The organism is Streptomyces genisteinicus (assembly GCF_014489615.1).
Classification (GTDB): Bacteria; Actinomycetota; Actinomycetes; order Streptomycetales; family Streptomycetaceae; genus Streptomyces; species Streptomyces genisteinicus.
This window is the reverse complement of record NZ_CP060825.1, coordinates 4,487,081-4,499,181: the sequence shown is the minus strand read 5'-3', so window position 1 is coordinate 4,499,181 and position 12,101 is coordinate 4,487,081. Positions and strand designations below refer to the sequence as shown.

Genomic DNA, 12,101 nt, shown 5'->3' with positions numbered 1-12,101 from the left:
CGTCGCGAACAAGCCACGCACCCTGCACGGCGTGCCACGCGCGGTCACCTCTCCGCCGCGCCCCGGCGTGTCGCGCGCGTCGCGGCGGCGGGCGCCCCGGCGGGTCGCGGCGGAGAGGGTGCGTGGCGTCTACGGCCGGTACCGCCTGCGGCCGTCGATCAGCGCGGCGGCCGTGAACAGCTCCACGCCCGCGGTGATCGCCTCCTCGTCGACGTCGAAGTCGCCGCGGTGCAGATCGCGGGTCCTGGTGTCGCCCGGCGGGCGCACGCCGAGACGGGCCATCGCTCCCGGGACGTGCTCCAGGTACCAGGAGAAGTCCTCGCCGCCGAGGCTCTGTTCGGTGCTCTCGATCGCATACGGTCCGCGCCGCGCCGCGTGTGCGTCGCGCAGCAGCTCGGTGACGACCGGGTCGTTGACGACCGGCGGGACACCGCGGACGTAGTCGATCTGGGACTTGGCACGGTGCAGGCCGGCGACCTCGTCGATCGCGGCGTGCACCAGGTCGGGGGCCTCGCGCCAGGACTCCAGGTCCAGGCAGCGGACGGTGCCGGAGAGTTCGGCGCGCTGCGGGATGACGTTCGGCGCATGGCCGGACTCGATGCGGCCCCAGGTGACCGAGAGGCCCGAACGGGCGTCGACCCGGCGGGCGAGCAGGGCGGGGACGTCGGTGGCGACCCGCGCCGCGGCGGTGACCATGTCCGTGGTCAGGTGAGGGCGGGCGGTGTGGCCGCCCGGCCCGTCGAGGGTGACCTCCAGGCGGTCGCAGGCGGAGGTGATCGGCCCGGCCCGCAGGCCGATGCGCCCGGCGTCGACCTTGGGGTCGCAGTGCACCGCGACGATCATGCCGACGCCGTCGAGGACGCTGTCGAGGATCGCGTCGGCCGCGCCGCCGGGCAGCACCTCCTCGGCGGGCTGGAAGATCAGCCGCACCGGCTGGGTCAGCAGGCCCTGGCGGTCGAGGTCGGCCAGCAGGATGCCGGCGCCGAGGGCGGCGGTCGTGTGCACGTCGTGCCCGCAGGCGTGCGCCCGGCCCGGCACGGTGGACCGGTAGGCGACGGTCTTGGTGTCCGGGATGGGGAGGGCGTCGATGTCGGCGCGGATCGCGAACAGCGGGCGGCCCTCGGCCTCGGGGGAGCCGGTGCCGATGTCGCAGACGAGTCCGGTGCCCATGGCGAGGACGCGCGGCTTCAGACCGGCCGCCTCCAGGCGCGCCTTGATGGCCGCCGTGGTGCGGAACTCCTGGTTCCCGAGCTCGGGGTGCATGTGGAGGTCGCGCCGGAAGGCGATGAGCTCCGCGCGCAGCGGCTCGGTCAGTCTGCCGGGCACGGCCTGGTCGCCCGGCACGTCGCCCGTGGCGGGCACTGCGCCGGGTCGTTCGGCTTCTTCGGACTCGCGGGACATCAACTGGTTCACCCAGAGAAGGTTATGCCCCCGAGCGGGCCGGCTGTCGTCCGATCAACAAAAGATCAGCCTCGCGGGCGAAGAAACCCCTCGCAGGTGAGCATGGGCGCGGTGGGCAGTGGGTAAACTCACTCCCTTTGTCCAGGTCCCGGACGGGTTGCGGCCGCCGGGCCGTCCCTTCAAGCGGGCGCCGCCAGCCGGTGCACGTCGCGGGCCGTGCCGGTGACGACGGCCAGGAACCCGCGGGCGCGCGGGGACGCGCTCTCCTTCAGCCATTCGGGGGCGATGTCGCACACCGCGACCTTGATGCCGGTGCCGGCGAGCGCCAGCGGCAGGGTGTGGACGACCGTCGACGGGAAGCTGAGCACCGATGCGCCGATGGGGCCGCGGCGGGCGATCAGTTCCAGCGGCAGATCGGGCCGCACGATCTCCAGCCCCGTGACGGAGGCGAGCCGGTGCAGCTTGTCCGGGCTCTCCCTGCGGTGCGCGAAGTAGCGGGCGGCGCCGTGGGTGCGGGCCAGTACCTCGACGGCGTCCAGGTACTGCTCCGCCCCGACGACTCCGGTCTCCACCAGCGAGGTGCCGACCATGTCGGCCCCCCGCGTCACCCGCGGCGGTCCGAAGCGCGCCCGGGTCCAGGCGTAGTCGTTGGCGGTCACCTCCACACCGGGCGGCGCCTCGACCGGCATCGAGGTGAAGACGCCGACCGGCCGGCCGGGCGCCGGGGTGAGCCGCTTGCGGGCGGCGAACGTGACGGGCGCGAGCACCAGCTCACGCGGCCCGCGCCGTCCGCCGCGGCGGTGCCAGCGCACCAGCTGCTCGCCGCGGGCGATCTGGGCGACGAACTCCATGGTGGCCGTGCCGTCGTCCACGACGGTCAGGTCGCGGCCGCCGACGAGGGTCAGCAGCAGCTGGACGTAGCGGGAGAACGGGTCCCCGATGACGATGCGTTCGGCCGTGCGCAGCATCGGCCCGAGCTCCCGGACCGTCCGCAGCGGCGCACCTGCGCCGCCGCGCGCCTCCTGCCAGCGGACGCTGAACCCCTCGTCACGGGCCAGCTCCGCCATGCGCCGCAGCTGGCCGCGCGACATCGGATCGGTGGGCGACAGGACGACCACGGTCAGCTCGTCGGCCGGGGTCCCCTCGGCGTACGCCCACTCCAGGGTGTTCAGGAGCTGGACCGGGCTCTCGACGAAGGCGAGATTCACTGGGATTCACCTCGTGATTCGGGGAGGGGGTGCGCGCCTGGCGGCGCGGTGCGGTGCGCCCCGGGGGGGGCGCGGTGGGCGGTGCGCCCCAGGGGGCGCGTGGTGCGGGGGTCGCGGGCCCGGGGGCCCGCACCCGGTGGGCGCCGGGTGCGACCCGCGGGAGCGGTGCTGCGGTGCGCCTCGCGGCGCGGTGGTGCGGTACGCCCGAGGGGGCGCGTCGGTACGAGGTCGCAGGCCCGGAGGCCCGGTCACGTCGCCGGGCCACGCCCCGCGAGAACGGTGCTGCGGTGCGCCTCGCGGCGCGGTGGCGCGGTGCGAAGCCCCCGGGGCCCGGGGGGCCGCACCCGGCGGACACCGGGGCGCGCCCCACGGGGCGCGGTACTTCGGTGCGCCTCACGGCGCGGTGGTGCGGTACGCCCGAAGAGCGCGGCGGTACGGGCCCGAGGGCCCGCACCCCGGCAGATGCCGGGCCACGCCCCACGGGGCGCGGTGCGCCCCACGGGGCCCGTCGTGCGGGGTGCGGGCCCCGAGGCCCGGTCGCGTCGCCGGGCGCCCGGTGGCGCAGGCGGGCCGTGTGCCCCGAAGGTGCGCGGCGCGGGTGCGGGCCCGAGGGCCCGGGCCCCGGCCGCGCCCCGGAGGCGCGCGGTGCGGGCTTGCAGCGCCGGTCAGACCGTCGCCGGCTCGCGGTCGCCCGCCTCGGCGACGACGCCCGCGACGCGGCGGAGCTTCTTCATCGGGCCGAGCTCGCTCTCGTAGACCTTCTTCACGCCGTCGCCGAGGGACTCCTCGACCACGCGGATGTCGCGCACGAGGCGGGCCAGGCCCTGGGGCTCGACGGAGGCGGCCTGGTCGGAGCCCCACATCGCGCGGTCGAGGGTGATGTGGCGCTCGACGAACGCGGCGCCGAGGGCGACGGCGGCGAGGGTGGTCTGGAGGCCGGTCTCGTGGCCGGAGTAGCCGATCGGGACGTTGGGGTACTCGGCCTGGAGGGTGTTGATGACGCGCAGGTTGAGCTCCTCGGCCTTCGCCGGGTACGTCGAGGTGGCGTGGCAGAGCAGGATGTTCTCGCTGCCGAGGACCTCGACGGCGTGGCGGATCTGCTTCGGCGTCGACATGCCGGTGGAGAGGATGACGGTGCGGCCGGTGGCGCGCAGGGCGCGCAGCAGCTCGTCGTCGGTGAGGGAGGCGGAGGCGACCTTGTGGGCGGGCACGTCGAACTTCTCCAGGAAGGCGACGGCCTCGGTGTCCCACGGGGAGGCGAACCAGTCGATGCCGCGGCGGCGGCAGTACTCGTCGATGGCGCGGTACTCGTCCTCGCCGAACTCGACGCGGTGGCGGTAGTCGATGTACGTCATCCGGCCCCACGGCGTGTCGCGCTCGATGTCCCACTGGTCGCGCGGGGTGCAGATCTCCGGGGTGCGCTTCTGGAACTTGACCGCGTCGCAGCCGGCGTCCGCGGCGGCGTCGATCAGCTTGAACGCGTTGTCCAGGTCACCGTTGTGGTTGATGCCGATCTCGCCGGTGATGTAGACGGGGCGGCCGGGGCCCGCGGTCTTGGTGCCGAAGGTGCGCAGACGGGTGGTGCTCATGGGGGTGTTCCTTACTTCTCGGAGGACTTCTCGGAGGACGTCACGGGGGATGTGCGGGCGGTTTCAGGGGTGTCGAGGTGCGGGCCGAGGAGCCAGGCGGCGATCTCGCGGATCGCGCCCTCGCCCCCGGGTGTCGCGGTGACGGCACGGGCGGCGGCCCGTACGGAGTCGTGCGCGTTCGCGACGGCCACGGGCCAGCCGGCGAGGTCGAAGCACGGGAGGTCGTTGACGTCGTTGCCGACGTAGAGCACCCGCTCGGGGGCGATGCCCCGTTCGTCGCACCACTGCTTGAGGGCGATGTCCTTGCGGTCGATGCCGTGCAGGACGGGCACCTGGAGCTTGCGGGCGCGGGCGGCGACGACGGGGTTCTGTTCGGTGGAGAGGATCAGGAGGTCGAGTCCGGCGCGGCGCAGCCGGGCGACGCCGAGGCCGTCGCCGCGGTGCACGGCGACGATCTCGCGGCCGTCGGCGTCGATCAGGACGCGGTCGTCGGTCTGGGTGCCGTCGAAGTCGAGGACGACGGCGTCGACGTCCTCGTGGGTGGGCAGCGCGGCGGTGTCGAGGAGCGGGGCGAGTGCGCGGGCGCGTGCGAGGTCGTGCGGGTCGTCGACCTCCAGGACCCGGGCGGGGTCGGTGCGGACGAGGGCGGTGCGGCCGAAGAAGCGGTGGCCCGCGGCGCGGAAGCCCGCCGCGTCCATGGCGTAGGCGGCGCCGGTCTCCAGGAAGTCCTGGGGGCGGTCCTGGCGGCGGGGCCGGAAGGAGCTGTCGTGGTTGACGCCCCGGCCGGCGCCGTCCCCGGCGCCTTCGGCGGTGCCGTCGCCGTCGCCGCCGGTGCCGTCCTCGCGCCAGACGAAGCCGTGGAACGGGGCCACGGTGACCGCGCTGTCGGCGCCGTCGGCGGCGACGGCGCGGGCGACGCCGTCGATGTCGTCGCGGGTCAGGAAGGGGCTGGTGCACTGGACGAGCAGGACGACGTCGACGGCGGTGCCGTGGACGGCCTCGTGGGCGTCCATCGCGTGCAGGACGGCGGACTCGCTGGTGGCGGTATCCCCGGCGATGGCGGCGGGCCGCAGGACGACCTCGGCGCCCGCGGCGCGTGCGGCGTCGGCGATGGCGGCGTCGTCGGTGGAGACGGCGACATGGGTCACCAGGGGCGCGTCGAGGCAGGCGCGCACGGCGCGGCCGACGAGCGGCACACCGGCGACGGGGGCCAGGTTCTTGGCGGGGACGCCCTTCGAGCCGCCCCGGGCGGGGATCACGGCGAGTACGTTCATCGGGGCTCCAGTGCGGGGGCGGACGGCTTCGGGGCAGGGGCGCCGGGGGCGTGGGCCGGGCAGCGGCGGCGCGGGTGCGCGGGGCGGGCGGCGGTCACAGCTCGCCCATCCGCCGGATGACCGGTGCGACGCGCTGGACGCCGTGGCGGTAGGCGCCCCGGGCGGCCTCGCGGACGGCGTCGCGCACGACGCGCCGGATGCCGGTGGGCCCGGCCCCGGGTGCGGCGGTCCCCGGCAGCGGGGTCCCGTCGGCCGCCAGATGGTGGCGGGCGAGGAGCGGCGGGAGGTAGCCGGGGGCGGTGGCGGGCGTGTAGTACGGGGCGATCGGCGCGCGTTCCCCGGCGAGCAGGAGTTCGGCGATGCGGCGGCGGGCCTCGTCGAAGGCCGTCTCGTACGCCCCGTCGGCGGCGACGCCCTGGCGGGCGAGCCACTCGGGGTCCGGGACGGGCCGGTGGCCGCCGTCGAGGCTGTCCCAGGAGGTGAGCAGGCCCGAGCCGAGGAAGTGGTGGTTGCCGAGCGGCTCGCGGACGCCGAGGTCGGTGAGGACCGCGGTGGGGATGGAACGGTGCAGGGATTCGAGCGCCGCGGTCGAGGAGACGGTGACCAGCAGGTCGGTGCGGTCCAGGACCTCGCCCATGTTCCCGTACACGGTCCGGAAGTTGGGCGGCAGGCCGCCGGGCAGCTTCTGCGCCAGCTTCTGGTAGGGCAGCTCCTCCAGGTGGGTGGTGTGCTCGCCCGGCTTGGAGCGGAGTTTGAGCAGCACCTCGCGGCCCGGGTGGAGGCGGGCGTGCTCGACGAGCCGGCGCAGCAGGTAGGTGCGGTCGGCGCGGGTGTCCGGCACGGAGGGCTGGACGGCGAACACGACGGTGTCGCGGCCCGGTTCGGGGCGGTAGGGCTTTCCGCCGAGGAACGGGAGCGCCGCCTCGGTGACGGCGGACGGGTCGGCGCCGACCCCGCGGTAGACCGCACGGAAGCGGTCGGCGTCGTGGCGGGAGTTGGCGAGGACGATGTCCGCGCCGTGCCGCAGCAGCAGGCCGTCGGAGAGCTTCTCGTAGACGACGCCGACGTATCCGGTGACGACGACGGGCCTGCGGGCGAGGCCGAGGGCGCGCAGGCCGTGGAGCATCGCCTGGACGCCGCCGCCGACGAGGGCGAGGACGACGACGTCGTAGGAGCCGTCGGCGATCTCGCGCAGGAACTCGTTCCCGGTGACCTCGCGCAGGTCGTCGGCGGCGACGCCCACCTCGGCGAGCTGGCGCGGGGTGGGGGTGGCGCGGCCGCGCAGCAGGAAGCCGCTCAGCTCCACGGAGGTGCTGGGGGTGATCCGGCGTGCGGTCAGCGCACCCCATTTCCACCGGGTGTCGGAGTCGGCGAGTACGGCTGTCCGTACGGCCTCGCTGGTACGTGTTGGCACGTCGAGGACGCTAGGAAGGCATGTGGTTTCGCGGCCCAACTCGACCGCAACAGCGGGTTAACAGCGCGCCTACGGACGGGTGGAAAGGCCGGTCGCCGTACGGGTTAAGGGCTCCGACGCCCAGCGTTCACCTGGCATACCGCTGCGTGTCAGCACGAATGACGAGCGGCCCCCTAGCGTCGTGCGGGTGGTTAAGCTCTCCGTCATCGTGCCGTTCTTCAACGTGCAGACATACGCCCCCGACACACTCAGAAGCCTGCGGGCGAATTCCCGCGAGGACTTCGAGTTCCTTTTCGTCGACGACTGCTCGACGGACGGGACGCCGGAGATCCTGGAACGGGCCGAGCGGCAGATTCCGGGGGCGCGGCTCATCCGGCACGAACGGAACGGCGGGCTCGCGACCGCGCGCAACACCGGTCTGGACGCGGCGCGCGGCGAGTACATCGCCTTCCTCGACGGCGACGACTGGCTGGCGCCCGGTCACTTCGAGGGCCTGCTCGCTCCGTTGGAGGAGCTGGGCTGCGACTTCGTGCGCACCGACCATGTGCAGTGCACGGCGCGGGCGCGCAGTGTGCACCGGGTTCCGGTGGGTCCGCGCGGAGAAGTGCTGCGGCCGCGCGACTGGATTCTCCCGGCGGACCGTTCCACGGGTGTCGACTATCCGTTCGCGTGGGCCGGCATGTACCACCGGCGGCTGGCCGACCGGGGGCTGCTGCATTTCACGCACGGGCTGCGCACGGCGGAGGACCGGCCGTGGATCTGGCGGCTGCACCGGGACGCCGAATCGTTCGCCGTGATCAGCAGGCTGGGAATCTTCTACCGCCGCGGTGTCGCGTCCTCCCTGACGCAGATCGGGGACATCCGCCAGCTCGACTTCATTCGCGCGTTCGACCAGGTGCTGGACGAGACGGCGGCGGACCGGGACGCGGAGAGACTGCTCCCGAAAGCGGTCCGCACGTATTGCGCCGTGATCTCCCATCATCTGGGTTCCATCGAGCGGTTCGAGCCGCAGGTGGCGCGGAAACTGCGCGCGATGAGCGCCGCCGCGCTGCGGCGGATGCCCCAGGCGGTACTGGACGACGCGCTCGCGTCGATGGACGTCGAGCGGGCGTCCCGGCTGCGCCGGCTGCGCCGCCGTCCCGCCGCGCTGACCACGGAGGCGGCGGCCTGATGCCCACGACGCAGATCTTCTTCGCCTCCTCCCTCTACGGCGCGGCCACCGTGGCCGCCGCCCTCGACAGCGGCTGCTTCGCCGCGGCGGACCGGCGGCTGCTGCTGGTCAGCAACAACGCGGCCACGCCCGAGACCACCCCGTCGCTCGACGAGATGCCCGGCTTCGAGCGGCTGCGGTCCCGCTTCGACGGGGTGCTCTCGTGGAACGAGGCCATCGCGCCGTTCCACCCGGGCGGCTGGTCGCCGCGCCCCGACGACGTCCCGCTGTGGGAGAGGTACCTGCGCGGGCTGTGGAACCTGGGCGACGACCGGATCGAGCTGGCCGTGGAGTCGGTGCAGGTGGTTCCCGCGCTGGCGGTCGCGCAGCTCTTCCCGGACGCGGGGCTGTGCGTGTACGCGGACGGGCTGATGAGCTACGGCCCCACCCGCAACAAGATCGACCCGCTGGTGGGCGAGCGGGTGCGCCGGCTGCTCCACCTGGACCTGGTGCCGGGGCTGCGGCCGCTGCTGCTGGCGGAGTTCGGCGCGGTGCCGGAGGTCGTGCCGACCGAGGCGTTCGTCAAGGTGGTCGCGGAGCTGTCCGACGCGGTCCCGGACGCGGTCCCGGGTGTGGCGCCCGGTGACGCGGACGGGGCGGGCGGGCCGGCCGTGATCCTCGGGCAGTACCTGGCCGCGCTGGACATCATCAGCGTCGCGGAGGAGGAGCGGCTGCACGTGCGGATGCTGCGCGGGGTGGCCGCGCACGGGCACCGGCGGGTGGTCTTCAAGCCGCATCCGACGGCCCCGGCCTCCTGGAACCGCACCCTGGAGGAGGAGGCGCGGGAGCTGGGGGTGGAGCTGACCGTGGTGGAGCGTCCGCTGCTCGCGGAGGTGCTGTACCGGCAGCTGCGTCCCTCGCTGGTGACGGGCTGCTTCTCCACGGGGCTGTTCACGGCGGCCGCGTTCCACGGCGTCCCCGTCGCCCGGCTGGGCACGGAGCCGCTGCTGGACCGGCTGGCGCCGTACCAGAACAGCAACCGGGTGCCGCTCACGGTCGTGGACGCGCTGGTGCCGGACCTGGAGACCGGTACGCCGGCCGTGCCGGGCCCGCCGGACGCGTATCTGACGGGTCTGCTGGAGGCGGTGGGCTTCGCGATGCAGCCGCAGATCCGCCCGGATCTGCGGCCCTCGGCGGAGCGGTTCCTCGCGGCCTCGCTGGATGCCCGGACGCTGCGCTACTTCAAGCGCCGCCGGCTGACCGTGCTCGGTCTGCCGGGCGGGCTGCCGGTGCCGCGCAACGCGGCGGTGCGGCGGGTCGTGCGGCGGGCCCGGCACCTGAAGCGGACGGTGCTGCGCTGACGGGCGCCCGCCTGCGGTACGACGGCACCGGCCGGCGGGGTCACCCGCCGGACGGTGCCGCTTCGTCCCGCGGTGCGGGGCGCGGTCTCACGCGCTGCTGAGCGACAGCTTGACCGCGAAGCCGAGGAAGAGCGCCCCCGCCGCCGAGGTCGCCCCGGCCGACAGCCGCCTGCGGCTGCGGAAGGCGGCGGCGAGGCGGGTGCCGCCGAAGATCAGCGTGGTCAGGTAGAGGAAGCTGCTCAGCTGGAGCAGGGTGCCGAGGACGACGAACGACAGGGCCGGGTAGGCGTAGGCGGGGTCGACGAACTGCACGAAGAAGGAGATCAGGAAGAGGATCGCCTTCGGGTTGAACAGGCTGATGATCAGCGCGCGGCGGTACGGGTTCTCCGCGGGTCCCGCGGGCTGCCCGGCGTCGCCCGCCAAGGCCGGCTCCTCGCCGCGGGAGCGCCACAGGGACCGGGCGGCGCGCAGCATGCCGATCGCCATCCAGGTCAGATAGCCGGCGCCCGCGTACTTCACGATCATGAAGAGGACCGGTGTGGTCTGGAGCAGCGAGGCCGCGCCGAGGGCGGCGAGCGTCATCAGGACGGTGTCGCCGGTGAAGACGCCCGCGGCCGCGCGGTATCCGGTGCGCGTGCCCTTGCGGGCGGCGACGGACAGCACGTAGAGCGAGTTCGGCCCCGGCAGCAGAATGATGAGGACGAGGCCGACGAGGTAGGTCGGCAGATCGGTGACACCCAGCATGGGCCGGAGTGTCGCACACGAGTACGACGATCTGCACAGCCGTCTCACTTTCGGAGGCTTCTACTCCGCTTGCCCGCGTGCCGGTTCACCCGGTGCGGACCTCCGCACGCGCCACGGAACGCGCCCACGGAACGCGCGGACCTCGGCACGGCGCCGCGGCGCCCGCGGACACCGGCGGACACCCGCGGACCGCCGGCACGCCGCCGCGGACACCCGCGGACCGGTCAGTACGCGTCCGCGGGCACGTAGCTCCCCCACACCTCGCGCAGCGCGCCGCACACCTCGCCCACCGTCGCCCGTGCGCGCAGTGCCTCCTTCATCGGGGGCAGCACGTTCTCCGTTCCGGCGGCCACCTCCTTCAGCGCGGCCAGCGCCCGGCGCACCTCCTCCGCGTCGCGGCCCGCGCGCAGCAGGGCGAGGCGCTCGGCCTGCCGGTCCTCGATGGCCGGGTCGACGCGCAGGGGCTCGTACGGCTCCTCGGCGTCGAGGGTGAAGCGGTTGACGCCGACGACGACCCGCTCCCCCGCGTCCGTCTCCTGGGCGATCCGGTAGGCGTTGCGCTCGATCTCCTCCTTCTGGAAGCCGCGCTCGATGGCGGCCACCGCCCCGCCCATGTCCGCCACCCGCCGCATCAGCGCCAGCGCCGCGGCCTCCACGTCGTCGGTCATCGCCTCCACCGCGTACGAACCGGCGAAGGGGTCGACCGTCGCCGTCACGTCCGTCTCGTACGCCAGCACCTGCTGGGTGCGCAGCGCGAGCCTCGCCGACCTCTCCGTCGGCAGCGCGATGGCCTCGTCGAAGGAGTTGGTGTGGAGCGACTGGGTGCCGCCCAGGACCGCCGCGAGCCCCTGCACCGCGACGCGCACCAGGTTCACCTCCGGCTGCTGCGCCGTGAGCTGCACCCCCGCGGTCTGCGTGTGGAAGCGCAGCATCCAGGACTTCGGGTTCCGCGCCCCGAACTCGTCCCGCATCACCCGCGCCCAGATCCGCCGGGCCGCGCGGAACTTCGCCACCTCCTCCAGCAGCGTGGTGCGCGCCACGAAGAAGAAGGACAGCCGGGGCGCGAAGTCGTCGACGTCCATCCCCGCCGCGACGGCCGTGCGCACGTACTCGACGCCGTCCGCGAGCGTGAAGGCGATCTCCTGCACCGGCGAGGCCCCGGCCTCCGCCATGTGGTAGCCCGAGATCGAGATCGTGTTCCACTTCGGCAGCTCGGTCCGGCAGTAGCGGAAGATGTCCGCGACCAGCCGCAGCGACGGCCCCGGCGGGAAGATGTACGTGCCCCTGGCGATGTACTCCTTGAGCACGTCGTTCTGGACCGTGCCGGTCAGCTCCGCGGCCGGCACGCCCTGCTCCTCGGCGACCAGCTGGTACATCAGCAGCAGCAGCGCGGCCGGGGCGTTGATCGTCATCGAGGTCGACACCCGGTCCAGCGGGATGCCGTCGAACAGCACCCGCATGTCGTCGACCGAGTCGACCGCCACCCCGACCTTGCCCACCTCGCCGTGCGCGATCGCGGCGTCGGAGTCGTGCCCCATCTGGGTCGGGAGGTCGAACGCCACGGAGAGGCCCGTCGTGCCGTGGGCGATGAGTTCCTTGTACCGGGCGTTCGACTCGACCGCGGTGCCGAAGCCCGCGTACTGCCGCATGGTCCAGGGCCGGCCGGTGTACATCGTCGGGTACACACCGCGGGTGTACGGGAAGGCGCCCGGTTCGCCGAGCCGCACGGCCGGGTCGCGTCCCGCGGCCCCCTCCGGCCCGTAGACCGGTTCGATCGGCAGCCCCGACTCGGACTCACGTGTCATCCGCCTGCGCCTCCGCGGTCGCCGACGGCCGGTCCCCGCCGCCCGTGTCACAGACCGGGGACGACGCGTCGTGTCGTTCTCGTCCCCCAACTGTTACCCCCATGATGCTCGGGATCGTGCAACCCGGCCGTTGCGCAATCTGTCTCTTCAGGCAC

The 12,101-nt window shown here is 74.1% G+C and carries 9 protein-coding genes; 2 read left to right on the top strand and 7 right to left on the bottom strand.

Annotated elements, in window-relative coordinates:
- Positions 1-129: 129 nt before the first annotated feature.
- The 5 genes from IAG43_RS19685 to IAG43_RS19665 form a co-directional block, all read right to left on the bottom strand.
- On the bottom strand, positions 130-1,401 hold the full coding sequence (locus tag IAG43_RS19685) for an amidohydrolase (RefSeq protein ID WP_187744545.1): 1,272 nt from the start codon (positions 1,399-1,401) through the stop codon (positions 130-132).
- Between the two features lie 179 nt (positions 1,402-1,580).
- On the bottom strand, positions 1,581-2,609 hold the full coding sequence (locus tag IAG43_RS19680) for a hypothetical protein (RefSeq protein WP_187742014.1): 1,029 nt from the start codon (positions 2,607-2,609) through the stop codon (positions 1,581-1,583).
- 665 nt (positions 2,610-3,274) lie between these two features.
- Positions 3,275-4,198 carry an N-acetylneuraminate synthase family protein gene (locus tag IAG43_RS19675; protein WP_187742013.1) on the bottom strand — a complete coding sequence of 308 codons (924 nt, stop codon included), beginning with the start codon at positions 4,196-4,198 and terminating at the stop codon, positions 3,275-3,277.
- Positions 4,199-4,209: 11 nt separating this feature from the next.
- The gene (locus IAG43_RS19670) at positions 4,210-5,472 is read right to left on the bottom strand and encodes an acylneuraminate cytidylyltransferase (RefSeq protein ID WP_187742012.1); all 1,263 of its coding nucleotides are present in this window, start codon (positions 5,470-5,472) and stop codon (positions 4,210-4,212) included.
- A 94-nt stretch (positions 5,473-5,566) separates the two neighbouring features.
- Positions 5,567-6,886 carry a DUF6716 putative glycosyltransferase gene (locus IAG43_RS19665; RefSeq protein ID WP_187742011.1) on the bottom strand — a complete coding sequence of 440 codons (1,320 nt, stop codon included), beginning with the start codon at positions 6,884-6,886 and terminating at the stop codon, positions 5,567-5,569.
- Positions 6,887-7,073: 187 nt separating this feature from the next.
- Here IAG43_RS19665 and IAG43_RS19660 point away from each other — a divergent pair, with 187 nt between their 5' ends.
- Entirely contained in the window at positions 7,074-8,057 is a 984-nt protein-coding gene (locus IAG43_RS19660) for a glycosyltransferase family 2 protein (RefSeq protein ID WP_187742010.1), read from the top strand.
- A complete protein-coding gene (locus IAG43_RS19655; RefSeq protein ID WP_187742009.1) occupies positions 8,057-9,397 on the top strand; it encodes a polysialyltransferase family glycosyltransferase in 1,341 nt (446 codons plus the stop codon). The genes IAG43_RS19660 and IAG43_RS19655 overlap by 1 nt, the downstream gene beginning before the upstream one ends.
- An 87-nt stretch (positions 9,398-9,484) precedes the next feature.
- On the opposite strand, the gene leuE is transcribed toward IAG43_RS19655, so the two are convergent.
- Both leuE and IAG43_RS19645 read right to left on the bottom strand, forming a co-directional pair.
- Positions 9,485-10,141 (bottom strand): leucine efflux protein LeuE, encoded by a 657-nt coding sequence (gene leuE, locus IAG43_RS19650; protein WP_187742008.1) that lies wholly within the window; start codon positions 10,139-10,141, stop codon positions 9,485-9,487.
- Positions 10,142-10,365: 224 nt separating this feature from the next.
- Positions 10,366-11,946, bottom strand: coding sequence for an acyl-CoA mutase large subunit family protein (locus tag IAG43_RS19645; RefSeq protein ID WP_187742007.1), 1,581 nt, complete (start codon positions 11,944-11,946; stop codon positions 10,366-10,368).
- Positions 11,947-12,101 lie beyond the last annotated feature (155 nt).

Coding starts and splice junctions, on each gene's coding strand:
- leuE (WP_187742008.1), bottom strand. CDS start 10,141: ATGCTGGGTGTCACCGATCTGCCGACCTACCTCGTCGGCCTCGTCCTC.
- IAG43_RS19675 (WP_187742013.1), bottom strand. CDS start 4,198: ATGAGCACCACCCGTCTGCGCACCTTCGGCACCAAGACCGCGGGCCCC.
- IAG43_RS19685 (WP_187744545.1), bottom strand. CDS start 1,401: ATGTCCCGCGAGTCCGAAGAAGCCGAACGACCCGGCGCAGTGCCCGCC.
- IAG43_RS19670 (WP_187742012.1), bottom strand. CDS start 5,472: ATGAACGTACTCGCCGTGATCCCCGCCCGGGGCGGCTCGAAGGGCGTC.
- IAG43_RS19645 (WP_187742007.1), bottom strand. CDS start 11,946: ATGACACGTGAGTCCGAGTCGGGGCTGCCGATCGAACCGGTCTACGGG.
- IAG43_RS19655 (WP_187742009.1), top strand. CDS start 8,057: ATGCCCACGACGCAGATCTTCTTCGCCTCCTCCCTCTACGGCGCGGCC.